Here is a 23,929-nt window from a genome sequence, read left to right on the forward strand (position 1 = left end):
CGCTCCGCAGAGCCGGGACCCACGCTGCTGCGCATGCGGCTCTTCTGGGCCCCGGCTCGGCAGCGCACTGCAAGAGCGCTGCGTCCGCGGCACGAGAGGGTGGCTTGAGCAGATGATCGTGGAACGCTAGCCTTCCCTAATGGAAGCCAAAACCGCTCCCTCCCGATCCATCGCCGCACCACTGCGTGCCGCGTGGACGACTGGCTGTCAGGTGCTGTCGCGCGCGGCACGGCTCGCCCTCGACATCGCACTGCCGACGCAGTGCGTGTCCTGCCACGAGCCGGTCGACGGCGAGGGCGTTTGCGCTTCCTGCTGGGCGCGACTGTCGTTCATTGAACGGCCCTATTGCCCGCGGCTCGGTATTCCCTTTGTGTATGACCCCGGTCCCGACATGCTGTCGATGGAGGCGATCGCGAACCCACCGGCTTACATGCGGGCACGCGCGGCGGTGCGCTATGACGATGTTGCGCGCACGCTGGTCCATGCGCTGAAATACCAGGACCGCACTGATTTGGCGCCCGCCATGGGCCGCTGGATGACGCGCGCCGGCGCAGAGCTGCTCTCTGGCGCCGACATGCTGATTCCCGTCCCCCTGCATTGGCGGCGGGCCTGGCGGCGCCGCTACAACCAGTCCGGCGCGCTGGCGCGCATCATCGCGCGTCGGAGCGGGGTCGAGGTCCGGGGCGAAGTGTTGCGGCGGGTGCGCGCCACCGAGCAGAAGATCGGCCTGTCGCGGGCCCAGCGCGCCACCAATGTGCAGGGCGCGTTCCAGGTATCCCCCGACCGCCAAGCCGAGATTCAGGGCCGTCGCATCGTCCTGGTCGACGATGTCCTGACATCGGGTGCCTCGCTGGATGCCTGCGCGCGGGCCCTGCTGCGCGCCAAGGCCGCCCAGGTCGACGTGCTGGTCTTTGCCCGGGTTGTCGAAAGCGGCCCCCGTCCCATATAATTCAATGAATTCATGACATGAAAGCGCTGGACGCCATGACTGCTGCTGTCGAGATCTACACCCGGCCAGGCTGCGGCTATTGTTCCGCGGCAAGGTCGCTGTTGACCCGCAAAAAGGCGATCTTCACGGAATTCGATGTCGCCAAGAACCCGTCCTGGCGCCAGGACATGTACGACCGCGCCGGCGAAGGCTCGACGTTCCCGCAGATATGGATCGGTGGAACCCATGTCGGCGGTTGCGACGAGCTCTACGCGCTCGATCGTGAAGGCAAGCTCGACCGCATGCTCGACAGCGTCAAGGCCGTCTCATGAGCGAGGATCGGACCTTCACCGCCGCCATGGTGCAGATGCGCACCGGCCTCTTGCCCGAACCGAGCCTCGCGCAGGCTACCAAGCTGATCCGGCAGGCTGCGGCAAACGGCGCCGACTACGTGCAGACGCCCGAAGTCAGCAACATGATGCAGCTGAACTGTAAGGCATTGTTCGAGCATCTTCAGAGCGAAGAGGACGACGCCTCTCTGAAGGCGTATCGGGCGCTCGCAGCGGAACTCGGGATCCACATCCATGTCGGCTCGCTGGCGCTGCGTTTCTCGCCGGAGAAAGCGGTCAACCGCTCCTTTCTGATCGGGCCCGAGGGCAACGTGCTCGCGAGCTACGACAAGATCCACATGTTCGACATCGAGCTGCCGGACGGCGAGAGCTATCGCGAATCCGCCAATTACCAGCCGGGCGAGACGGCGGTAATTTCCGACCTCCCCTGGGGCCGCGTCGGTCTGACGATCTGCTACGATGTCCGTTTCCCTGCGCTCTACCGCGCGCTGGCCGAGAGCGGCGCATCCTTCATCACTGTGCCCTCGGCCTTCACCCGCAAGACCGGGGAAGCGCATTGGCACGTGCTGCTGCGTTCGCGCGCGATCGAGACCGGCTGCTTCATCTTCGCCGCGGCGCAAGCCGGCCTACACGAGAACAAGCGCGAGACCTACGGCCACTCCCTTATCATCGACCCCTGGGGCGAGATCCTCGCCGAGGGTGGCGTCGAGCCCGGCGTCATCATGGCCAAGATCGACCCGGCCAAGGTCGAGACGGCGCGCCGGGCGATCCCCTCGCTCCAGCACGGCCGCCGCTTCGGCGTCTCCGATGCCAAGGCCGGGCCGGACCATCTGCATCTCGTGCGGGGATCGGCATGATCCGCTACGCACTGCACTGCGACCGGAACCATGCCTTCGAAAGCTGGTTTCAAAGCTCGTCGGCCTATGATTCCCAGGTGAAGCGCAAGCTCGTGACTTGTCCGATCTGCGGCTCGGCCAGGGTCGACAAGGCGATCATGGCCCCGCGCATCGTCGGCAAGAAGGGCCGCGGGCGCGCTACGCCGCCGCCGGAGCCCACGGCGTCCACTACGCCTGCACCCGAGGCTGCGCCGTCAGGACCGACCTCGCTGCTGATGGCGCAGGAGCGCGAGCTGCGCGCCAAGCTGAAGGAATTGCGCGACCACATCGTCAAGAACGCCGACAATGTCGGCGAGCGCTTTGCCAACGAAGCCCGCGCCATGCACTACGGCGACAAGGAGCATCGTCCGATCTATGGCGAGGCCTCGCCCGACGAAGCCAAGTCACTGATCGACGAAGGCATCGAGGTGTCGCCGTTACCGGTGCTGCCGGAAGATCGGAATTAAGTCCCTACCAGAACAGCGACCCCGATCACGATCAACGCGATGCCTGCAAGCTCGCGCGGCGCGATCGGCTGCTTGAACGAGTAATACGCCACGCCTTGCGCGAACAGCACCTCGATCAAAGCGAGCGTGCGGACATTGGCGGCCGCGGTCAGCGCGAACGCCAGGAACCAGAATTGCGATGCGAAGGCACCCGTGAAGCCTGCAAGCATCGATGGCCGCCATAGTCCCAGGATGCCCCGCAATACCTTCGGCGCGCGCCAGAGCAGATAGATCGTCAGCACCAGCGTCTGCACGAACAGGCCGAGCACTAGCGTGAAGGACGACGCCGTCACGAACGACACGTTCGGCACCGTGATGATCGCGCCGCGAAAGCCGACTGCGGAGAGTGCGAAGGCCGCCGCGGCGACGAGGCCGGTGATGGTCGGCTTCAATTCGGCAAAGCTCTTCTCGCCGCCTGGCCGGAGCGCGGTGATGACGACCCCGGCGGTCGCGATCACGATCGCGAGCACCTTCAGCGAGGTCAGGTGATCGCCGAGGAAGACGAAGCCGAAGATCGCGGTCTGGATCGCTTCGGTCTTGAGGTAGGCCGTCGTCACCACGAAGGAGCGGTCATTCATGGCGAGCAGCATCAGCCCGGTGGCGACGATCTGGCTGAGTGCGCCGAGCAAGAGCCACGGCCAGAACGCGATCGGCGGCATGCTGAGATGATCGCCAGAGAGGACCAGCACCGCCGCGAGAAACAGCAGCGAGAACGGGAAGCCGAACAGGAAGCGGATGTTGGTCGCGCCCCAGGTCCCCAGCGGCTTCGTCAGCGACCGCTGCATCGCATTGCGCGCGACCTGCCCGAGCGCGGCAACGACGGTAAAGGGAATCCAGAGGCTGGCGATCGTGAACATGGGATGGGTTGGCGGGCTATATGACGGCTCGTGCAAACTGCCGGCGACGCGACAACAGGTCAATCATGCCTGCGTCATAGGAGCGATGCTCTCGCCACACCCTCAGGTCATCCTGGACAAGCGTAGCACAGATCCAGGACCCATGACCCAGGGAGTGGCTTTCCGAAGACTCGTAGTTGCCACCTCGCGCCACAACTTCTCCCTGGGATAATGGGTCCTTGGCGGCCTACGCCAGGACGACACCAAATGAGTGGGATGCAGCGCGGCCTTACACCATCCCTTCCGCCACGACCATGTAGTTCACGTCCATGTCGGAGGAGAGGGTCCATTTGTCGGCAAAGGGGCTGTAGACCACGCCGGTCTGCTCGGTGATGACGAGGCGGTTGTCGAGCAGGTATTTTGCGAGCTCGTCGGGGGTGACGAACTTGCTCCACTCGTGGGTACCGCGCGGCAGCCAGCGCAGGACGTATTCGGCGCCGACGATCGCGAGCGCAAAGCTCTTCCAGTTCCGGTTCAGCGTCGAGACCACCATCAGGCCGTTCGGCTTCAGCATCGATGCGCAGCGCTTCAGGAAAACGCCGACGTCGGTGACGTGCTCGACCACCTCCATCGCCAGCACGATGTCGAAGCGCTCGCGCGGATCAATCTCCTCCACGGTGGTGCAGCGGTAGTCGATCGCGAGATGGCTTTTGTCGGCATGCAGCTTCGCGGCGGCGATGTTGCTCGCCGAAGGGTCGATGCCGATGACCTGCGCCCCCAGGCGCGACAGCGGCTCGCAGAGCAGGCCAGCGCCGCAGCCGATGTCGAGCACGCGCAGGCCGCCGAGGCAATTGAGACTGCGCACATTGCGCTCGAACTTGCGGCAAGCGGCATCGCGGATGTAGCCGAGCCGCAGCGGATTGATCCGGTGCAGCGGCGCCATCTTGCCCTTGGGATCCCACCACTCCGCCGAGAGTTTTGAGAATTTCGCGATCTCGGCGGCGTCGACGGTCGAACCCGGCGGGGTGGCTGCGGAAGTATTTTGCTGCATGCTCATGGTTACGCGCGGTCCTACCGCGTGGTGATCGAACTACGGAAGGCGAGCGGCGAGGCGATGGTCTTGATCGTCTCGATTCCCTCGCCAACGCCGCGAATCGTCACGTCGCCATAGTTGAGAATCCGTCCAAGAATCGTCTGGTCGACGTCGACGCTCTCGACCTTGTCCAGCGCCATCTCGAAGGTACGGCGCTTGATGAACCCGGTCTTGTGCACGACCCGGAGATTGGTGACGTCGGTCTCGGTGGTGAAGCGATGGAACCAACCCTTGATGGTCCAATACAAGGCCGCCAGGCCGACGAGACCCGCGGCTCCCAGGCAAAGCAAGACGAGCCAGTCAACCGTGACCTGCCGCGACAGGATCAGCAGCGCCAGCGCCACGATCCAGGCCACGATGGCCGGAAAATAGAAGATCCAATGCGCATTGGTCGAATACAGCACCCGCTCGCCCGGTTGCAGGATCTCGTCGATATAACGCGCCATGATCTGTGTTAACCCACTAGCCCCGCACCTGCCCCCCGCAGGAACCCGCTTGCCCCCGGCCCCGCCGCTCTGTATACGCGCGGTCGGTATCCGCGAGGCACCCGTCCGGTGCGGTCACCATACTGATCCTTATGAGGGAATGCACGCGTCGTCATGAGCCGCCTCGTGATGAAATTCGGCGGCACATCCGTCGCCAACATCGAACGTATCCGCAACGTCGCGCGCCATGTGAAGCGCGAGGTCGACGCCGGCCATGAAGTGGCCGTTGTCGTCTCGGCGATGTCTGGCAAGACCAACGAGCTGGTGGCCTGGTGCACCGAGGCCTCGCCCATGCACGATGCGCGCGAGTACGACGCCGTCGTGGCCTCTGGCGAACAGGTGACGTCCGGCCTGCTTGCCATCGTGCTGCAGGGCATGGGCATCCAGGCCCGCTCCTGGCAGGGCTGGCAGATACCGATCAAGACGAGCGACGCCCATGCCTCGGCTCGAATCGAGGACATCGACGGCAGCGAGATCATCAAGCGCTTTAGGGAGCGCAAGGAGGTCGCGGTGATCGCCGGCTTCCAGGGCATCAACCCCGAGACTGGTCGCATCACCACGCTCGGCCGTGGCGGCTCCGACACCTCGGCCGTGGCGGTCGCCGCCGCCGTCAAGGCGGACCGTTGCGATATCTACACCGATGTCGACGGCGTCTACACGACCGATCCACGAATCGTGCCGAAGGCCAAGAGGCTCGACAAGATCGCATTCGAAGACATGCTGGAACTGGCCTCCCAGGGCGCCAAAGTGCTCCAGGTCCGCTCGGTGGAACTCGGCATGGTTCACAACATGCCGATTTTCGTCCGCTCAAGTTTCGATAAGCCCGAGGACATCGACCCGCATGCCAACCAGCCGCCCGGCACGCTGATCTGCAGCGAGGAGGAGATCATGGAAAGCCACGTCGTCACCGGTATCGCCTTCTCCAAGGACGAGGCCCAGATCTCGGTGCGCCAGATCGAGGACAAGCCGGGCGTCGCGGCCTCGATCTTCGGCCCGCTGGCGGACGCCAACATCAACGTCGACATGATCGTTCAGAACGTTTCTGAAGACGGCAAGACCACCGACCTCACCTTCACGGTGCCGGCCGCCGACTACACCCGCGCCAAGGACACAATTACCGCCGCCAAGGCCAAGATCGGCTATGCCCGGCTCGATACTGCCACCGACGTCGCCAAGATCTCGGTGATCGGCAGCGGAATGCGCAGCCATGCCGGCGTTGCCGCCCAGGCGTTCTCGGCCCTCGCCAGACGGAATATCAATATCCGGGCCATTACAACCTCCGAGATCAAATTCTCGGTTTTGATCGATGCGGCCTATACCGAGCTTGCGGTGCGCACCCTGCACACGCTCTACGGCCTCGATCAGACTTAGACGAATTTTCTCTTAGCGGTCGCAGCAAACGCGAAGGCGTCCACACATTCGCGTTTGGCAGGCGTTTTGCTTGGCAAAACAAGCCCCAATTCGCTATACGGCGAACAGGGTTGGCTGCCGAAAACTGTGCCCCAGTTGAAGCGGTGTCGATTCGGCAAAAGCGTCAAGGCTCACTAGATTGAGCTTGGGCCGGCGCCGGACGAGCAGGCTTTGTTGCTTTTCTGGATTTCTGGGCCAGCCGCCGACGGCCCTTTCGGGCTCGGCAGACGGAGGAGATTGACGGTTCATGCGGAGCGCGTCGGGAGGTCCCCGCGTCTTATTGAGACGGCTCCGCGAAACCATGGCGGAGCAGGTTTCGGCCCAGGAGCGGCTGGACAAGATCGTGGTGCTGATCGCCGCCAATATGGTGGCCGAGGTCTGCTCGGTCTATGTGCTGCGCGTCGACAACACGCTCGAGCTCTACGCCACCGAAGGTCTCAACCGCGAGGCGGTGCATCACACGGTGCTCAGCGCCCATGAGGGCCTGGTCGGACTCGTCGCCAGCGAGGCGACGCCGCTCAATCTAAGCGATGCGCAGAGCCACCCGGCCTTCTCGTTCCGCCCCGAGACCGGCGAAGAAATCTACCACTCCTTCCTCGGCGTCCCGATCCTGCGGGCCGGCAACACGCTCGGCGTGCTGGTGGTGCAGAACCGTGCCAAGCGCAACTATGTCGAGGAGGAGCTCGAGGCGCTCCAGACCACCGCCATGGTGCTGGCGGAGCTGATTGCCTCCGGCGAACTATCCGCGCTGGCCCAGCCGGGCCAGGAGCCTGCCGCGCGCCATTCCGCGCAGAAGGTCGGCGCCATCCTGTCGGAAGGCATCGCGCTCGGCCATGTCGTGCTGCACGAGCCGCGCGTGGTCATCAAGGACTACATCGCCGAGGACCTGCCGAAGGAAATCAAGCGGCTCGACACCGCGCTCGCCAAGCTGCGCGCCGATCTCGACCGCATGCTTGAGCGCGGCGACGTCGCGGAGGGCGGCGAGCACCGCGAGGTGCTGGAAGCCTATCGCATGTTCGCCAACGACCAGGGCTGGTCGCACAAGCTGCATGAGGCGGTCGCCACCGGCCTCACCGCGGAGGCCGCCGTCGAGCGCGTCCAGTCCGACACCCGCGCGCGCATGCTGCGCTCGACCGATCCATATCTGCGCGACCGCCTGCACGACCTGGAAGATCTCGGCTACCGCCTGATGCGGCAGCTGGTTGGCCAGGACCACGCGCCCTCACGCGAGCAATTGCCCGACAACGCCATCGTCATCGCGCGTGCGATGGGCCCGGCGGCGCTGCTCGACTACGACCGCAAGCGCCTGCGCGGCATCGTGCTGGAGGAAGGCACCGCCAATTCCCACGTCTCGATCGTGGCGCGCGCGCTCGGAATTCCTGCGGTCGGCGAAGTCCCGAACGCGCCGGGTATCGCCGATCCCGGCGACGCCATCATCGTCGACGGCACGTCGGGCTCGATCTACGTGCGCCCCTCGCAGGAAATCGAGGCCGCCTTCGCCGAGCGCGTGCGCTTCCGCGCCCGCCGCCAGGCGCAGTACCTCGCACTGCGCGACCGGCCTTGCGTGACCAAGGATGGCGAGAAGGTCGAGCTCATGATCAACGCAGGTCTCGCCATCGACCTGCCCCATATCGAGGACACCGGCAGCGCCGGCATCGGCCTGTTCCGCACCGAATTGCAATTCATGGTCGGCCAGAGCCTGCCGCGCACCAGTGACCAGCTCGCGCTCTATCGCACCGTGCTGGATGCGGCCGGCAGCAAGCCCGTCACCTTCCGCACCCTCGACATCGGCGGCGACAAGGCGCTGCCCTACATGGAAGCGGTGGTCGAGGAGAATCCCGCGCTCGGCTGGCGCGCGATCCGGCTCGGGCTCGATCGTCCCGGCCTGTTGCGCGGCCAAATCCGCGCGCTCCTGCGCGCCGGCGGCGGCCGCGCACTGCGCATCATGTTCCCGATGATCTCGGAAGTCGCCGAATTCGATGCGGCCAAGGCGCTAGTCGAGCGCGAACTCACATATTTGCGCCAGCACGGCCACACGCTGCCGGAGCGGATCGACATCGGCACCATGGTCGAGGTGCCCGCCCTGCTCTACCAGCTCGACGAGCTCCTAAGGAAGGTCGACTTCATCTCGGTCGGCTCGAACGATCTGTTCCAGTTTCTGTTCGCCGTCGATCGCGGCAACCCAAAAGTGTCCGAGCGCTTCGACACCATGTCGGCGCCGATCTTGCGCGCGCTGCGCGACATCGCACGCAAGTCCCATGCGGCCAAGAAGTCGCTTTCGCTCTGCGGCGAAATGGCCTCGAAGCCGGTCGGCGCGCTGGCGCTGATCGCACTGGGCTATCGCTCGCTCTCGCTCTCGGCGACCGCCCTCGGCCCAGTCAAGGCCATGGTGCTCGACCTCGACGCCAGGAAGGCCGAAGCCATGCTCGGCCCGTTGCTGGACGCGCCCGCGGGCAGCGTCTCGATCCGGCAGAAGCTGACGGAATTTGCCGAGGCCGAAGGCCTGGCGTTGTAGCGGGCCTGGCGCCGCTTCCGCTCACCTCGCCTCCGCCCGCCCATTTGAGACTGAACCCGATGTCGTCACTCCCCGAAGCCAAACTCGACGTCCTGCTCGCACATCACGCCTCGCTCGAGGCCGAATCGCTCGGCCAGCTCGCCTCCGACCGTTATGTGCAGATCACCCGCGAGCTCGCCGAGATCACGCCGCTGATCGAGGCGGTGAAGACCTATCGTTCCGCGGTCAAGGAGCTCGCCGACACCGAGGCCCTGATCGCCGATCCCGCGACAGATGCCGAGATGCGCAGCATGGCGGAAGCCGAACGCGACGAGCTGATGGCCAGGATCGAGGACCTGGTCCAGAAGATCCGCGTCGCGCTACTGCCCAAAGACGCCATGGACGACCGCAACGTCGTGCTGGAAATCCGCGCCGGCACCGGCGGCGACGAGGCTTCGCTGTTCGCCGGCGATCTGTTCCGGATGTACGAGCGCTTCGCCAGCCTGCAGGGCTGGAAGGTCGAGGTGATCTCGGCCAGCGAAGGCACCGTTGGCGGCTACAAGGAGATCATCGCGGAGGTGCAGGGCCGCGGCGCGTTCTCCAAGCTGAAATTCGAATCCGGCGTGCACCGGGTGCAGCGCGTGCCCGATACCGAGACGCAAGGACGTATTCACACCTCGGCGGCGACGGTCGCGGTGCTGCCGGAGGTCGAGGACGTCGACGTCGACATCAAGAACGACGATCTGCGCATCGAGACCATGCGTGCGCAGGGCGCCGGCGGCCAGCACGTCAACAAGACCGAATCGGCGATCCGCATCACCCACATCCCGACCGGCATCGTGGTGATGATGCAGGACAGCCGCTCGCAGCACAAGAACCGCGCCTCCGCCATGAACATCCTGCGCTCGCGCATCTACGACGCCGAGCGCCAGCGCGTCGACGCCGCGCGGTCGGCCGAGCGCAAGGAGAAGGTCGGCTCCGGCGACCGCAGCGAGCGCATCCGCACCTATAACTTCCCGCAGGGGCGCGTGACCGACCATCGCATCAATCTGACGCTCTACAAGCTGCCACAGGTGATCGCGGGGGAAGCACTCGGCGAGCTGATTGACGCTCTGACCACTGAGCACCAGGCCGCACAGCTCGCCGCGCAAGGCGCGGCGGCCTGACGCGTGAGCAATCCCTTCACCGGACAATCGATCGAGAGTGCACGGCGCACGCTGGCCACACAATTGAGATCGGCGCAGCGCGACGAAGCCGATCTCGATGCCCGCATCCTGCTCGGTGCGGTGCTCGGCCTCGACCTCACCGGCCTGATCGCGCAGGCCACCCGCTCGCTCACGGATGCCGAGGCGTCGCGGCTCGCGCAGCACGCACAGCGTCGCATCGCCGGCGAGCCGGTGGCGCGCATCCTCGGGACCCGCGAATTCTGGGGACTGCCATTTCGCCTGTCCGAAGCAACCCTGGTCCCGCGTACCGATACCGAGACCGTGGTCGAGCTTGCACTCGAAATCCTTCGCGAGCAGAAGGCAGCTTATCCACCTCGCATCGCCGACATCGGCACCGGATCCGGCGCGATCCTGCTGGCGCTGCTGCATGAGATCCCTGACGCTTTCGGCGTCGCCACCGATCTCAGCCTGACCGCGCTCACAACCGCCAGGGACAATGCCACAACGCTCGGCCTTGCCGACCGCGCCGCCTTCATCGCCTGCTCCTATGCCGCCGCGCTCTCGGGTCCCTTCGATCTCATCGTGTCGAATCCACCCTATATTCCATCCGCCGAAATCCCTAAATTGAGCATCGAGGTGCGCGAGCACGATCCACATCTGGCGCTCGACGGCGGCAATGACGGATACGACGCCTATCGCGCCCTGATCCCGCAGGCGAGCGAACGTCTTGCCCCCGGCGGCGCGCTGATCGTGGAGGCCGGACAGGGCCAGGCCGGAAATATTGAAACCTTGATGCTGGCTGCGGCGTTAGTGGTGGACAGGCCCCCCAAGGCCGATCTGGCGGGTATTCCGCGGGCCGTTTCGGCCCGAAAAATGCCCCCATAAAAGCCGGAATGGCCTGTAAAAACCTCTTGGAATATCCCGTGGGAACGACTACGTTCCGGTCAACACATCGGTGCCGGCCCCGTAGACCTACGGGCGAAAGCCGGGCTCTCGGGCGAGAGCTTTACTGATATAGGTTCCAAGCCGCAGGTCCTGTTGAGCGCGATGGCCAGTGGAGCTGCGCTGCTCTCCGACCGCAACGTGAACGAAAGCCTGAATTTGCGCTTGAAGACTTACGCAAGAAAGCTGGGCTTGTTTCGGCAGGCGATATGAATGGGTTCGCTGGCAATGAATGCTGGCGGGTGGGGAACGCGTCTTTGTTGAACGCGACGGTCGACAAACATCGGCAGGGTTCAGGCCCCTCTTGCGCGCGGTTCGTGTGAGAGTCGTGAACCGCTGTCACCAGGTCACTCCTAGCAATCAGTAACGCGTGCAACCTTTAGGGCTGGAATTAAAGGCAGGACATGAGAAACGGTCAGAACAAGCAGCGGATGCGCAACCGCAACAACAATAACAACAACAACCGCCGCGGCCAGAACCCGATGACCCGGGTCTACGAGTCCAACGGGCCCGACATCAAGATCCGCGGCACGGCTTCGCACATCGCTGAAAAGTATCTTCAGCTCGCGCGCGATGCGCGCTCCTCCGGCGACCCCGTTGCAGCCGAGAACTACTACCAGCATGCCGAGCATTATTTCCGCCTGATCGCCGCCGCCCAGGAGCAGTTCCGCCAGAACCAGCAGCAGCCGCGCGGTGACGAGCCGACCGCCAGCAACGACGATGGCGAGGACGATGGCGAGAATTTCTCGGCCTTCGGCCAGGAGCCGGGCTTCGTCCCGCAGCCGCCGCAGCAGCCTTTCATGCGCGACCGCGACGGCCAGCGTGATCAGCAGCGCGAGAACCAGCAGCCATATCACCGCGACCAGCAGCAGCCGCGCGAGCACCGCGAACGCGACCATCGTCCGCAACCGCAATACCAGCCGCCGCAACCGCCGAACCAGCCGCAGCCCGTCATTGCCGATGCCGGCAACGTCGATCGCCTGCCCTCCTTCATCACCGGCGCGCAGCCGCAAGTGAATGTCGGCGCGAATGGCGGCCAGGGCGGTTTCGAGGGCGGTGGCGGCAGCGAGCGTTATCCGCGGCGGCGGCGCCGGCCGCATGGCCCCCGTCCCGAGCGCGAAGCCGCGCCGGCGGCATCCAACGACGATCTCGCGCCCGGCGAATGAGCTGGTTGGTTTCGTAAACTGAGTCGTCCCGGCTCCGCCGGGACGATTTGTTTTCAGCTCCGGGTTACCGTCGTCGAGGACGGCACCAAGACGGGCTTCGCCAACGAGGGAATCAGCCGTGTCCGCTCGCGCTTGGCGGGAAGCGCGCGGTAGACCTGCTTGGTGGCTTCGACGATGTGCACGCCGGCAAAGGGCAGTGACAGCGCCGCGCCGGCGCGCTCCCACATCTGCGCCGATTTCAAGACCCAGCCGCCGGCATAAGGCGGCATGAACAGCGCCTCGCCCCAGGCGGTCGGCGTGAACCAGGTCTGGCGCAGCAACTCGGTGATCTGTGAGCGCGAATAGGGCCGGCCATGGCCGAACGGCGTGCTGTCGGTGCGCGTCCACACCCCACGCCGATTCGGGATCACCGCAATGACGCGACCAGACGGCGCCAGCACGCGCCAGACTTCGCGCAGCAGCGCAGCCGGGTCGTCCGACATCTCCAGCGCGTGGACCAGGAGAATGCGGTCGACCGCGGCGTCAGGAAGCGGCAGCGAGAATTCATCGACCAGCGAGGCCAGCGCCGGCCGCCCCGTCGGCCATTTCAGGACCCCCTGGGCCGCCGGCATGAACGCGAGGCAGCGCTCCGCGTCCTCGCGGAACAGTCCGAGATAGGGCGTGGGATAGCCGATGCCGAGTACGCGCTGACCCGCCGCGCCCGGCCAGCGTTGCCTGATGCCGCGGTTGATCATTTGTCGCGCCACGATCCCGAGGCGGCGGGAATAGAACTCGCGGAGGTCGACGACGTCGATGGTCATGGCGGCAATGTAACATGCGCAAGGCCGCCGCCGCGCGCGGAATATTGCATTGCCTGCGCAACGTTAACGCCATATTTGTCTGGCGGGGCTGAGCGCGATGGAGATGTCATGGCCGCCGAAATTCGTACTTTCACCTGTTTAAGCGACAATTTCGGTTATCTGATCCACGATGTGGAAACCAAGGCGACCGCCTCGATCGACGCGCCGGAGGCAGGTCCCATCCTCAAGGCGCTGGAGCGCGAGGGCTGGCAACTCACCGACATCCTGATCACCCATCATCATGGCGATCATGTCGGCGGGGTCGCCGAACTCAAGCGGAAATTCAGTTGCCGCGTCGTCGCGCCGCACGACAAGACGACGAGAATTGCCGACGTCGATTTGCGTGTCGCCAATGCCGACGTGGTCAAGATCGGCAACCTGCTGGCGCGCGTCGTGGAGACGCCCGGCCACACGCTCGACCACATCTCCTACGTATTCGACAATGAGAAGACCGTGTTCGCCGCCGATACGCTGTTTTCGATCGGCTGCGGCCGCGTGTTCGAGGGCACCTATCCGATGATGTGGGACTCGCTGTTGAAGCTGCGGGCCCTGCCCGATGACTTCAAGCTCTATTGCGGCCACGAATACACGGCGTCCAACGTCAAGTTCGCGCTCACCATCGAGCCGGACAACGCGGCGCTCCAGGCGCGCGCAGCGGAAGTTGCGAGGCTGCGGGCCGAGAACAAGCCGACCATTCCCGCCCTGCTCGGCGACGAGAAGCGGGCCAACGTGTTCCTGCGCGCCGATGAGCCATCGGTCGCAGCCAGGCTGCACATGAAGGGTGCGGATGCCGCCGAGGTGTTCGGCGAGCTACGCGAGCGCAAGAACAAATCCTAAAGCACAAGTCCTGACGGGGATCGATGCCGACTGCAGCCGAGATCATCGCCCGCCTCGAACTTCGCCCCCATCCCGAAGGCGGGCACTACCGCGAGACGTTTCGCGACCAGACCACGGATAGCAACGGGCGCTCGCGTTCGACCTTGATCTATTTCCTGCTCGCGCGCGGCGAGCGCTCATACTGGCATCGCATCGATGCGGTCGAAGTTTGGCACTATTACGCCGGCAGCCCCTTGATGCTGCGCATCGCGCACGACGGCTGCTCGCAGCACGAGGTGCAGCTCGGCACGGATCTCGTGAGCGGCGAGCGGCCGCAGGCGATCGTGCCGGCGAATGCCTGGCAGATGGCGGAAACGACCGGCGAATGGACGCTGGTCGGCTGCACCGTCGCGCCCGCATTCGAGTTCGCGAATTTCGAGCTCGCGCCGCCGGGCTGGGAGCCGTAGGCCTCGTTCACCGCTTCCGCAGCACCATGTCCTTCGCCGCGATCAGGCCGCCACCGGCGATCAGGATGGCGGCGACGGCGATGTTGGTGCTGGCGTTCGCAAAGCCGGCAGCGATGAGGAAGCCGGTCGACAATAGCGGCGTCGCATAGGAGGCGGCGCCGAGCACGCGGATGTCGCCGCGCTTCATGCCGATGTCCCAGGCGTAGAAGGCAGCACCGACGGGACCGATGCCGAGCGCGGCCACGGAGAGCCATTGCAGCGCGGTCTCCGGCCAGACCGTGGTTTCGAGCAGAGCATGCATCAGCGCGGCAAGCGCGGCGGTGGCGAGGCAGAAGCCCGCGACCGCGTCGGTCGGAACCGCCTTGAGCCGGCGCGACAGCACCGAATAGCTCGCCCAGACGAAGGCGGCGATGAAGGCCGCGACCAGTCCCGGCACCGCGCCCGACGCGAAGCCCGAGGTGTTGCCGGCCAACAGCAGCACGGTGCCGACAAGTCCGAGCACGGCGCCGGCGATGTGATGCAGGGCGAGCCGCTCGCCCGGCAGGAAGGACGAGAACAACACGATCAGCAGCGGCCAGAGATAATTCAAGAGGCCGGCTTCTGCCGGCGGGGCGAAGCGCAGGGCAAGGAAATAGAGGGCGTGATAGCCGAACAGGCCACCGACGCCGACGACCCAGACGACGAGCGGCTGGCGCACGCTGCTTGCCGCCTCGCCGCGACCGATCCAGGTGAGCAGGCCGACGAGGCCGCCGATCGCGAAGGTCATTGCGGCGAGCTGGAACGCCGGGATCTTTCCAGTCGCCACCGTCATCACTGACAGTAGCGACCACATCAGGATTGCGGTCAATCCGATCAGCGTCGCGGTGCGGGGAGTCATCGATCAAAGGGCTCTGAGGACGTTTATGCCCGGCGCGGAGCCGGGCATTTGCGTCTTCACTATCGCCTCGTCGCGCCTGAAGCTACAGGCTTTTGGCCCAATAGCCTGCGGCCATATCAGGCCTGATACTGGCCGCCATTGATGGTCATGGTCGATCCGGTGATGAAGCCGGCCTCGTCCGCCGCCAGGAACACGACCGCCCGCGCGATCTCCTCGGGCTCGCCGAGCCGGTTGACGGGGATCTGCGGAATCACGCTCTTTTCCAAAACGTCCTTCGGCACCGCCTGCACCATTTCGGTATTGATGTAGCCGGGGCAGATCGCATTGACGGTGATGCCGCCCTTGGCGTTCTCGAGCGCGAGCGCCTTGGTGAAACCGATGTCGCCGGCTTTGGCCGCTGAATAGTTGACTTGCCCGAACTGCCCCTTCTGGCCGTTGATCGACGAGATCGAGATGATGCGGCCGAACTTGCGCGCACGCATGCCCTCGATCACCTGGCGCGTCATGTTGAACAGCGAGCCGAGATTGGTGTTGATGACAGCGTTCCACTGCTCGAGCGTCATCTTGTGGAACGCAGTGTCGCGGGTGATGCCCGCATTGTTGACCAGCACCTCGATCGGGCCGAGATCGGCCTCGACCTTCTTCACGCCCTCGGCGCAGGCGTCGAAACTGCTGACGTCCCATTTGTAGACCGCGATGCCGGTCTCGGCCTTGAACTTCTCCGCCGCAGCATCGTTGCCGGCATAGCTCGCCGCAACCTTGTAGCCCGCCGCCTTCAGCGCCTTGCTGATGGCAGCACCGATGCCCCGCGTACCACCCGTGACCAATGCAACACGTGCCATGTCGTATTCCTTCCCTTGGACTCTTCGGACGTTTCTGACGCGATCGTTTTTTAACTGCGGATTATGCGGGACGTTTGACGGACATCAAGAACAAAACGCCCGGCATCGAGCCGGGCGTTTCTCTTTAGTCGAGGCCTGCGCAATTGCGAAGAATATTTGATTTGCAACCGCCGCCTTTTTAATCGCGTGCAACGCACTCATTGACGTGTGCAGCGCACGCGCAAGTTAAGTACGTGTCAGGTCCTTCTCAGTCGCGTGCCAGACACATCGCGATGCCCATGCCGCCGCCGATGCACAGCGTGGCAAGGCCCTTCTTCGAATCGCGCTTCTGCATTTCATGCAGCAGCGTGACCAGCACGCGGGCGCCGGACGCGCCGACTGGATGACCGATGGCGATCGCGCCGCCATTGACGTTGACCTTCGAGGTATCCCAGCCGAGGTCCTTGTTGACGGCGCAGGCCTGTGCCGCGAAGGCTTCGTTGGCTTCGATCAGGTCGAGATCGCCGACACTCCAGCCGGCCTTCTTCAGCGCGGCGCGCGAGGCCGGGATCGGGCCCGAGCCCATGATCTTCGGATCGACGCCGGCCTGCGCCCAGGACACGATGCGGGCAAGCGGCTTCTTGCCTTCCTTGGCAGCCTGCTTTGCGCTCATGAGCACCACGGCGGCAGCGCCGTCATTGATGCCCGAAGCAGAGCCCGCAGTGACCGTGCCGTCCTTCTCGAAAGCCGGCTTGAGCTTGGCCATCGCGTCTAGCGTCGCGCCATGGCGCGGATATTCGTCGGCGCTGACGACGACGTCGCCCTTGCGGGTCTTGATGGTGACGGGAACGATCTCGTCGTTGAACTTGCCGGCCTTCTGCGCGGCCTCGGCCTTCTGCTGCGAGGCGACCGCGAACTCGTCCTGTTGGGCGCGCGTGATCTGCCATTGCCGCGCGACGTTTTCGGCGGTGTTGCCCATGTGATAGCCGTTGAAGGCATCCCACAGGCCGTCCTTGATCATGGTGTCGACCAATTCGAGACCGCCCATCTTGACGCCGCCGCGCAGGTGCTGGGCGTGCGGGGCCATGCTCATGGACTCCTGTCCGCCAGCGACCACGATCTCGGAATCGCCGTTGAGCAGCGCCTGGTAGCCGAGGGCGACCGTGCGCAGGCCGGAGCCGCAGAGCTGGTTGACGCCCCAGGCCGGGCTCTCCACGGGAATGCCGGCGGCGATCGAGGCTTGACGGGCTGGGTTCTGGCCCTGAGCTGCGGTCAGGATCTGACCCATGATGACTTCCGAAACCCGACCGGGCTCGATGCCGGCGCGCTCCAGTGCAGCCTTGATGGCGATGGCGCCGAGATCATGGGCGGGAAGGGTCGCGAACGCTCCGTTGAAGCTTCCGACCGGGGTGCGGGCGGCGCTGACGATGACGACATCGTCTGACATGGGCATCTCCTGAGGTTGAATGGGGGCAGGCGGGGCTGGGGAAAACGGCTCGCCAGTCTCGATCGGCATCCTGTTAACGTCATTGCGGCATGTCAATCGGCCGGCGACCGAATTCATGCCGCAGCGCATTCAAAATAGCGTTCTTGGCGCTTTCGCAAGCACGATTTTGCTGTCCGATTAACCGTGCCGCACAAAACGGTAGCGTGACCCCTTTGAAAATGCTTATTTTGTTGCGTTGCGTACTCTTCCCGCCCTGCGGCATAGCCCGCTAGGTTCCCGTTCTCCGCGCTTGCAAGTGAGAGCCCATGGCGAAATCAGACCAACCCACCACGATCAAGAAATACGCGAACCGCCGGCTCTATAATACCGGAACGAGCACTTACGTGACGCTCGAGGACCTCGCCGCCATGGTCAAGGACGGCGAAGATTTCCTGGTCTACGACGCCAAGACCGGCGACGACATCACCCGCTCCGTGCTCGCCCAGATCATCTTCGAGCAGGAGAACAAGGCCGGCCAGAACCTGCTCCCGACCACCTTTCTGCGCCAGCTCATCCGCTTCTACGGCGACAGCATGCAGATGGTGGTGCCGAAATATCTCGAACAGTCGATCGCGACACTGACCCAGGAGCAGGAGAAGTTCCGCAAGCAGATCGCCAACACGCTGTCCGGCACACCGTTTGCGCCGCTCGAGGAGCAGGTCCGCCGCAACATGGAGCTATTCCAGCAGACCTTCTCGATGTTCAAGCCCTTCGCCGCGCCCCGTCCGGCGGCCACCCCGGAGCCAGAGCCCGATGCAAATGCCGAGGCGCCGAAGGACAGCAACATCGACGATCTGCGCCAGCAGATGAAGGAAATGCAGGAACGCCTCGAGCGGATGTCGAAGAAGGACGAGTAGGTCTTTCCATTGAGCCGGCTCTCCGCGAACCGTAGGACGCAACATGTCCGATCGACGCGCGCATTGGGACAACGTCTACGCCACCAAGGGCGAAGCCGAGGTCAGCTGGTTTCAGAACAGCCCGGCGACCTCGCTGGCGATGATCAGAGCAGCCAATCTGGACCGCGAGGCCGCCATCATCGACATTGGCGGCGGCGCATCGCGACTAGTCGATGCTCTGTTGCAGGACGGACATCGCGACGTCGGCGTGCTGGATCTCTCCGCAAACGCGCTTGACGTCGCGCAGAAGCGACTCGGCGCAGCCGCTTCAGTGGTTGAGTGGATCGTTGCCGATGTCACGACATGGCGCTCAGCAAAGACCTACGATCTATGGCACGATCGCGCGGCGTTTCACTTCCTGACCGAATCCCGCGACAGGGCCGCCTATGTCGAGCGCCTGCGGTCGGCACTTGCGCCCGGCGGCTACGTCATCATCGCGACGTTCGCGCTCGACGGCCCGGAGCAATGCAGCGGCCTGCCGGTGCAACGCCATGACAGCGTCAGCCTCGCGGCGGAACTCGGCCCCGACTTCGAGCTGATCGAAACGCGTAGCGATATCCACCATACGCCGTGGCATTCGACGCAGGCGTTTCAGTTCAGCCGGTTTCAGCGAAGCCATTAGAGTGTTGCGACGACCGATTGAATCCGCCCAGTACGCCGCGCCTATCGAGGAGTCACAACTGTCTCTGGAATACTGGATCGCCCGATCAAGTCGGGCGATCACAGCGGAGTAATGGCAGCTACGCCGCTAGCTTCACCGCATGCGCAAAATCCCAATAGAGTTTTCGCGCCCGGGCGTAGAACGGACCCGGCTTCAGTTCGCGCTCGTCGATGCGGACAACCGGCGCGACTTTGGCGAAATTGCCGGTGGAGAAGATCTCGTCAGCAGCGAGGAAGTCGGCATAGCGCAGCGTCTTCTCGACCACGGCGACGCCGTCGGCGCGAAGCAGGTTGATGACGCGCTGGCGCGTGATGCCGTTGAGGAACGTTCCGTTGGGCACGGGGGTGTAGACCACGCCGTCGTTGGCCATGAACACGTTGGAATTGCCGAACTCGGCGACATTGCCGAGCATGTCGAGCATCAACGCGTTCTGGAAGCCGCGCGAGGCGGCCTCAGCGAGCGCGCGCGAATTGTTCGGATAGAGGCAGGCGGCCTTGGCCTCGACCGGCGCGCATTCGGCGGTCGGCCTGCGAAACGGCGACAGGGTGATGGCGTTGCCGACGGGTTTTGGCATCGGCGCCTCGTAGATGCACAGGCACCAATTGGTAGTCTCGGGATCGAACAGCACGCCGCCGCCCGAACCGTGCTGCGCCCAATACATCGGACGGATGTAGAGCTCGGCGTTGGCCGCAAAGCGCGCAATGCCCTCGCGCGCGAGCGTGAGCCAGGTGTCGGTATCGACCACCGGCTTGAGGCCAAAGTTGACCGCCGATTGATTGGCGCGGGCGACGTGGCGGTCGAGATCGGGCGCCACACCCTCGAACGCACGCGCGCCGTCGAACACGACAGAGCCGAGCCAAGCCGCATGCGTGCGCGGGCCCATGATCGGCACATTGCCGTCCTGCCATTTGCCGTCGAAGAAGGTCCAGCTCGGTGAATATTCGATGGGCTTCCTGATCTCGGCCATGACCGGCCTCCCTGGCGTGATGCCGCACTACAGCGCCACTATTGGTCGCAATTTCTAAATGATTCCCTGCGGGAAGATAGTTACCCTCTTCCCTTGTCGGAGAATGAAAGATCCATGCCGCTCGATCCGCTCGCAAAACGCTTGTTGGCCATGATGGCTGCCGCCGCGCCGCCGACACGAAGCCGGCCGAGCGTCGAGGCACGGCGGCAGTCGCTAGCGAAACTGATGCAGTTCGCGCGCGCTGATGCGCCGGATGTGACGACGTCCAACGGTAGGCTGCCGGGTCCTGGCGGCGAGCTGCCCTATCGCCTCTATGCGCCCGCAAGTGCCGGTCAACGCATGCCGGGATTCGTATTCTTTCACGGCGGCGGCCTCGTCGCTGGCAGCATCGCCACACACGACCGCATCGCAGCGGCGCTGGCGCATGCGACCGGCTGCCGCCTCGTCTCGGTCGACTACCGGCTCGCGCCCGAGCACAAATTTCCTGCCGCCGTCGACGATGCGATCGCCGCCACCGAGTGGGTCGCGCGTGAAGCGCCAACACTCGGCATCGATGCGGAACGGCTGGTGGTCGGCGGCGATTCCGCCGGCGCCACGCTGGCTGCGATCGTGTGCCAGGAGGCGATGCAGAACGCAGGCCTCTCCATCGTCGCGCAATGCCTGATCTGCCCGGTGCTGGATTTCGAGGAGATCTCGCCGTCGCGCGAGGCGTTCGCCGAGGGCCACCTGATCGATCGCCCCACCATGGAAGCCGACCTCGCCGACTATCTGCCTCAGGGTTTGGATGCCGCCGATCCCCGCATTTCGCCGCTACGCGCGACACGGCTCGCCGGCCTGCCGATGGCGATCATCCATACCGCCGAATTCGACCCGATGCGTGACGAAGGCAACGCCTATGCGCGCAAGCTGCTGACCGCGGGCGTGGTCGTCGAGCACACTTGCCATGACGGCATGATTCACAATTTCCACGCCATGGGCGCCATCCTGCCGCAGGCGCAGCTCGTGCTGTCGCAAATCGGCGAGCAGGTCAGGCGCGCGGTCGAGAAGTAACAGCGTGAATCACACGCGCGCGCCGAGCACGGCCCTGGCAGCCACGACATACTCAGGCCAATGCGCGTCCGCATAACGCTCGGCCTGCCGCGCGCAAGTGAGATCGGGCGCATGTGCGGCCGCAATCATGCGTGCGAATCGTTCCTCGGCCACCGTCACGTCATCAACTGCCGGCGCCGGGGCGGCTCCTGCGGCGGTTGGCGCGACGGCGAATCCCGCCAGTCCGGCGAGCACGATGCGGCGTGACGTGTTCATGGCTGTCGTTCCCCATTGTCCAGCCTGCACTCTGGCGGGCGAATGTGTCGGTGCGATCACGACAGGGTAACTGCGCGTATCGGTGTAGTCCATCGATTGCAGATACCGCCGGACCGATCACGTTCCATCCAGCTGGCGCGCGGGACATCGCATCCCGGCCCAAACCGGAGGACAGCACGTGACCCGGCACAGAGCCCTGATCACAAAAGGGTTTTTGCGCCGGTGCGCAGCATCCCGCGTCAACGGGTTGTTAGCCTTCATCGGAAAACACTGATTGCGTTACATCGCCGCAAGGAACCTTGCGCCATACTGAGACCGGTTTTCGTTTCGCCCTGGAGGCTGAGAATGTCCCGCTTGTTTCCGGAACGGACGTTCCTTGCTGGCAAGATCTTCTTCAATTTCGGCCAGTCGTCGATTGACTGCGTCGTGCGCCGGCTGTCCGAGGAGGCTGCGACGCTCGAGATGGAGAGCGGCCTCGGCGTACCCGAGCGATTCCAGCTCAGGGTCGCGGGACGCGAGATATTGGCCTGCCGCGTGATCTGGCGATCGGACCGTCAGGTCGGAGCCGCCTTCGAGCTGCCAGGCAGCGTCGAGCGCCCGAGTGGCGAGGAGCGGGAACGCTCGTCCGACGCGCTGATGCGCGGCCAGATGCTGGCGCTGCGCGCCGCGCTCGATCATGTGCCGACGGGCATCGTGCTGCTCGACTCAAGCCTCAGGGCACGTCTGATCAACCGGTCGTTTCGTCAGATGTGGCGCCTGCCAGACGAGGTTGCTGACAGCAATCCTTCCATTCTCACGCTGCTTCATCATGGACGTGACACCGGCGCCTATGAGGTGCCGGATCCTGAGCTCGATGCCTTGGTGGCGGAACGCGTCCGTGTGATCGAGGCGGGCGATCCGACGCCTATCGACCTACGGCGGACCAATGGCGATGTGGTGCGCGTACAGGTCACGCCTTTGCCCGACGGCGGGCGCATGCTGACCTACACGCCCGTCACTGACATTGTGCGCACCTCCGACGAGCTGAAGCTGCTGCGGGATGCGCTGGAGAATGTTCAGGATGGAGTCCTCCTTCTCGATTCCGACCTGCACGCTACGTTCATGAACCGGCGTATGCGGCGGTTCTGGGAGGTCAGCGACGAGGAGGCCGCGAATCGACCGACCTATTCGTCGCTGGTGCGACGCCTGCATCGCGCCAGCGCGCCCAATCTTCCGACGAACGAACTCGCGAAATTTCCGGCGCGACGCGTCGAAGAGGTCAAGGCCGGCGATCATGTCCGCGACCTGCAGACGCCGGATGGCCGGCGCATCAGGGCCCATTGTACGACGATGGCCAATGGCGGCCGCATGCTGACCTATGTCGACATCACCGATCTGACGCAAAAAGCCGCGCTGCTGGAAACGCTCGCCACCACCGATCCGCTCACCGGCCTCTCCAACCGCCGCCACTTTCTCGACTGTCTCGGTGCGGAATGGAGCCGCTTTCAGCGCTACTATCGCTCCGTCTCGGTGTTGATGCTTGACATCGACCATTTCAAGTCGGTCAACGATCGCCATGGCCATGCGGTGGGCGACGTCGCGATCAAGGCGGTTGCGGCCGCGTGCCTCGACGGCAAACGCAAGTCGGACATCGTTGGCCGCCTCGGCGGCGAGGAGTTCGCCGTGCTTCTGCCCGAAACCAGCCTGTCCCGGGCGAGGATTGTCGCCGAGCGCATCCGCAAACACGTGATAAGCGCGCAGATCGTCGCCGGAAAGGTTCAGTTCGGCGTCACCGTGAGCATCGGCATCGCGGAGGCCACCGTCAGCATGTCCGGCATCGACACACTGATGAGTGCGGCCGATCACGCGCTCTACCAGGCTAAGGCCGAGGGCCGCAATCGCTGCATCGCCTTCGCGCCCCCGCCGCCTGCAAGCAAGGCAGCGGAGTGATTGCCGGAACAGGCTTCACTCCGGAACCGGAACGTCGAACGTGTTGAGCGTGACCGAGACCATGCAGTAGACGCCGACGAGATAGGAGAGTTCGGCCGCGCCGTGCTCGCCGAACTCCTTCACGGCGGCGCGCCAGGTCAATTCCGGCAGAACACCGCCGCCGACCAACGCGGACGCGATGTCGTAGGCGACGGCCTCCTGCCTGGTGAGATCGACCGGCCGCTGTCCGGCGACGATGGTCGCGAGCTTCTCGTCGGACAAGCCGCGCTGCTCGGCGACCAGCACGTGGGCGTAGAGCTCGTAGCCGGAGCGGAAATGCGAGCCGGTGACGAGGATGGCGACCTCGCGCACCGGCGCCGGCAGCAGCGGGTTCGACGCGATCGCCTTGACCAGCTCCCATACCGGCTTACCGAAGCGCGGCTCGCGCAGCCAGGGATTCCACGGCCCCAGCAGCGCGCCGTCGTCGCGCATGTTCACAAAACCCTTGAAATGGTCCTTGATGCCGGCTCGCATGTCGTCATAAAGCGGCTTCTGTTCGTCGGCCAGATTCTGGGGATCGAGAATGGGAAGGCGCACGGCTGCGATCTCCTCTTTGAGAAGATGCGAGGCTCGCC

Annotated in this window: 25 protein-coding genes; 15 read left to right on the plus strand and 10 right to left on the minus strand. The window is 64.7% G+C overall.

Annotated features, from left to right (window positions below):
- Positions 1-139: 139 nt before the first annotated feature.
- The 4 genes from IVA96_RS10365 to IVA96_RS10380 are packed head-to-tail and all read left to right on the plus strand — an operon-like array spanning position 140 to position 2,620.
- Positions 140-949: a ComF family protein gene (locus IVA96_RS10365; RefSeq protein ID WP_247417010.1), complete on the plus strand. Its 810-nt coding sequence runs from the start codon at positions 140-142 to the stop codon at positions 947-949.
- A 35-nt stretch (positions 950-984) separates the two neighbouring features.
- Positions 985-1,260, plus strand: coding sequence for a glutaredoxin 3 (gene grxC / locus IVA96_RS10370; protein ID WP_247276437.1), 276 nt, complete (start codon positions 985-987; stop codon positions 1,258-1,260).
- Entirely contained in the window at positions 1,257-2,135 is an 879-nt protein-coding gene (locus tag IVA96_RS10375) for a carbon-nitrogen hydrolase family protein (RefSeq protein WP_247417013.1), read from the plus strand. Before grxC ends, IVA96_RS10375 begins: the two co-directional genes overlap by 4 nt.
- Complete coding sequence (locus tag IVA96_RS10380; RefSeq protein WP_247276274.1) at positions 2,132-2,620, plus strand: DUF1178 family protein; 489 nt, start codon at positions 2,132-2,134, stop codon at positions 2,618-2,620. Before IVA96_RS10375 ends, IVA96_RS10380 begins: the two co-directional genes overlap by 4 nt.
- On the opposite strand, the gene IVA96_RS10385 is transcribed toward IVA96_RS10380, so the two are convergent.
- The 3 genes from IVA96_RS10385 to IVA96_RS10395 all read right to left on the minus strand — a co-directional run bounded on the left by IVA96_RS10385 (position 2,617) and on the right by IVA96_RS10395 (position 5,034).
- Positions 2,617-3,516, minus strand: coding sequence for an EamA family transporter (locus tag IVA96_RS10385; RefSeq protein ID WP_247276273.1), 900 nt, complete (start codon positions 3,514-3,516; stop codon positions 2,617-2,619). The genes IVA96_RS10380 and IVA96_RS10385 overlap by 4 nt on opposite strands.
- Positions 3,517-3,784: 268 nt before the next feature.
- Positions 3,785-4,552, minus strand: coding sequence for a bifunctional 2-polyprenyl-6-hydroxyphenol methylase/3-demethylubiquinol 3-O-methyltransferase UbiG (gene ubiG, locus IVA96_RS10390; RefSeq protein ID WP_247417015.1), 768 nt, complete (start codon positions 4,550-4,552; stop codon positions 3,785-3,787).
- A gap of 14 nt (positions 4,553-4,566) precedes the next feature.
- On the minus strand, positions 4,567-5,034 hold the full coding sequence (locus IVA96_RS10395; RefSeq protein ID WP_247276271.1) for a PH domain-containing protein: 468 nt from the start codon (positions 5,032-5,034) through the stop codon (positions 4,567-4,569).
- Positions 5,035-5,187: 153 nt separating this feature from the next.
- Between IVA96_RS10395 and IVA96_RS10400 the strand changes: the two genes are divergently transcribed.
- From IVA96_RS10400 to IVA96_RS10420, 5 genes are all read left to right on the plus strand, one after another.
- Positions 5,188-6,444, plus strand: coding sequence for an aspartate kinase (locus IVA96_RS10400; protein ID WP_247276270.1), 1,257 nt, complete (start codon positions 5,188-5,190; stop codon positions 6,442-6,444).
- Positions 6,445-6,730: 286 nt separating this feature from the next.
- The gene (ptsP, locus tag IVA96_RS10405) at positions 6,731-8,998 is read left to right on the plus strand and encodes a phosphoenolpyruvate--protein phosphotransferase (protein ID WP_247276269.1); all 2,268 of its coding nucleotides are present in this window, start codon (positions 6,731-6,733) and stop codon (positions 8,996-8,998) included.
- Positions 8,999-9,057: 59 nt separating this feature from the next.
- Positions 9,058-10,143 carry a peptide chain release factor 1 gene (gene prfA, locus IVA96_RS10410; protein ID WP_247276268.1) on the plus strand — a complete coding sequence of 362 codons (1,086 nt, stop codon included), beginning with the start codon at positions 9,058-9,060 and terminating at the stop codon, positions 10,141-10,143.
- Positions 10,144-10,146: 3 nt separating this feature from the next.
- Positions 10,147-11,028 carry a peptide chain release factor N(5)-glutamine methyltransferase gene (prmC, locus tag IVA96_RS10415; RefSeq protein WP_247276267.1) on the plus strand — a complete coding sequence of 294 codons (882 nt, stop codon included), beginning with the start codon at positions 10,147-10,149 and terminating at the stop codon, positions 11,026-11,028.
- A 461-nt stretch (positions 11,029-11,489) separates the two neighbouring features.
- Positions 11,490-12,251 (plus strand): DUF4167 domain-containing protein, encoded by a 762-nt coding sequence (locus tag IVA96_RS10420; RefSeq protein WP_247276266.1) that lies wholly within the window; start codon positions 11,490-11,492, stop codon positions 12,249-12,251.
- Positions 12,252-12,304: 53 nt separating this feature from the next.
- On the opposite strand, the gene IVA96_RS10425 is transcribed toward IVA96_RS10420, so the two are convergent.
- The gene (locus IVA96_RS10425; RefSeq protein WP_247276265.1) at positions 12,305-13,051 is read right to left on the minus strand and encodes a methyltransferase domain-containing protein; all 747 of its coding nucleotides are present in this window, start codon (positions 13,049-13,051) and stop codon (positions 12,305-12,307) included.
- Positions 13,052-13,159: 108 nt separating this feature from the next.
- Here IVA96_RS10425 and gloB point away from each other — a divergent pair, with 108 nt between their 5' ends.
- Positions 13,160-13,927, plus strand: coding sequence for a hydroxyacylglutathione hydrolase (gloB, locus tag IVA96_RS10430; protein ID WP_247276264.1), 768 nt, complete (start codon positions 13,160-13,162; stop codon positions 13,925-13,927).
- A gap of 23 nt (positions 13,928-13,950) precedes the next feature.
- Positions 13,951-14,373 carry a cupin domain-containing protein gene (locus IVA96_RS10435; protein ID WP_247417021.1) on the plus strand — a complete coding sequence of 141 codons (423 nt, stop codon included), beginning with the start codon at positions 13,951-13,953 and terminating at the stop codon, positions 14,371-14,373.
- Positions 14,374-14,380: 7 nt separating this feature from the next.
- On the opposite strand, the gene IVA96_RS10440 is transcribed toward IVA96_RS10435, so the two are convergent.
- From IVA96_RS10440 to IVA96_RS10450, 3 genes are all read right to left on the minus strand, one after another.
- Positions 14,381-15,250: an EamA family transporter gene (locus tag IVA96_RS10440; protein ID WP_247417023.1), complete on the minus strand. Its 870-nt coding sequence runs from the start codon at positions 15,248-15,250 to the stop codon at positions 14,381-14,383.
- Positions 15,251-15,366: 116 nt separating this feature from the next.
- Positions 15,367-16,092: an acetoacetyl-CoA reductase gene (phbB, locus tag IVA96_RS10445; RefSeq protein ID WP_247276261.1), complete on the minus strand. Its 726-nt coding sequence runs from the start codon at positions 16,090-16,092 to the stop codon at positions 15,367-15,369.
- Between the two features lie 247 nt (positions 16,093-16,339).
- Positions 16,340-17,518, minus strand: a complete 1,179-nt coding sequence (locus tag IVA96_RS10450) for an acetyl-CoA C-acetyltransferase (RefSeq protein WP_247276260.1) — start codon at positions 17,516-17,518, stop codon at positions 16,340-16,342.
- 305 nt (positions 17,519-17,823) lie between these two features.
- Here IVA96_RS10450 and phaR point away from each other — a divergent pair, with 305 nt between their 5' ends.
- Both phaR and IVA96_RS10460 read left to right on the plus strand, forming a co-directional pair.
- Positions 17,824-18,414: a polyhydroxyalkanoate synthesis repressor PhaR gene (gene phaR / locus IVA96_RS10455; protein ID WP_247276259.1), complete on the plus strand. Its 591-nt coding sequence runs from the start codon at positions 17,824-17,826 to the stop codon at positions 18,412-18,414.
- 43 nt (positions 18,415-18,457) lie between these two features.
- Complete coding sequence (locus IVA96_RS10460) at positions 18,458-19,075, plus strand: class I SAM-dependent methyltransferase (RefSeq protein WP_247417027.1); 618 nt, start codon at positions 18,458-18,460, stop codon at positions 19,073-19,075.
- Between the two features lie 118 nt (positions 19,076-19,193).
- Here IVA96_RS10460 and IVA96_RS10465 read toward each other — a convergent pair whose 3' ends face one another.
- On the minus strand, positions 19,194-20,081 hold the full coding sequence (locus IVA96_RS10465) for a branched-chain amino acid aminotransferase (RefSeq protein WP_247417031.1): 888 nt from the start codon (positions 20,079-20,081) through the stop codon (positions 19,194-19,196).
- A 114-nt stretch (positions 20,082-20,195) separates the two neighbouring features.
- Here IVA96_RS10465 and IVA96_RS10470 point away from each other — a divergent pair, with 114 nt between their 5' ends.
- Positions 20,196-21,131, plus strand: a complete 936-nt coding sequence (locus tag IVA96_RS10470) for an alpha/beta hydrolase (protein ID WP_247276257.1) — start codon at positions 20,196-20,198, stop codon at positions 21,129-21,131.
- A 9-nt stretch (positions 21,132-21,140) separates the two neighbouring features.
- On the opposite strand, the gene IVA96_RS10475 is transcribed toward IVA96_RS10470, so the two are convergent.
- On the minus strand, positions 21,141-21,386 hold the full coding sequence (locus IVA96_RS10475; RefSeq protein ID WP_247276256.1) for a hypothetical protein: 246 nt from the start codon (positions 21,384-21,386) through the stop codon (positions 21,141-21,143).
- A gap of 345 nt (positions 21,387-21,731) precedes the next feature.
- Between IVA96_RS10475 and IVA96_RS10480 the strand changes: the two genes are divergently transcribed.
- Entirely contained in the window at positions 21,732-23,315 is a 1,584-nt protein-coding gene (locus tag IVA96_RS10480; RefSeq protein ID WP_247417034.1) for a sensor domain-containing diguanylate cyclase, read from the plus strand.
- Between the two features lie 15 nt (positions 23,316-23,330).
- Here IVA96_RS10480 and IVA96_RS10485 read toward each other — a convergent pair whose 3' ends face one another.
- Positions 23,331-23,891, minus strand: a complete 561-nt coding sequence (locus IVA96_RS10485; RefSeq protein WP_247276254.1) for a carboxymuconolactone decarboxylase family protein — start codon at positions 23,889-23,891, stop codon at positions 23,331-23,333.
- Positions 23,892-23,929: the final 38 nt, after the last annotated feature.

The sequence above is a fragment of the Bradyrhizobium sp. 159 genome, from assembly GCF_023073795.1.
Classification (GTDB): Bacteria; Pseudomonadota; Alphaproteobacteria; order Rhizobiales; family Xanthobacteraceae; genus Bradyrhizobium.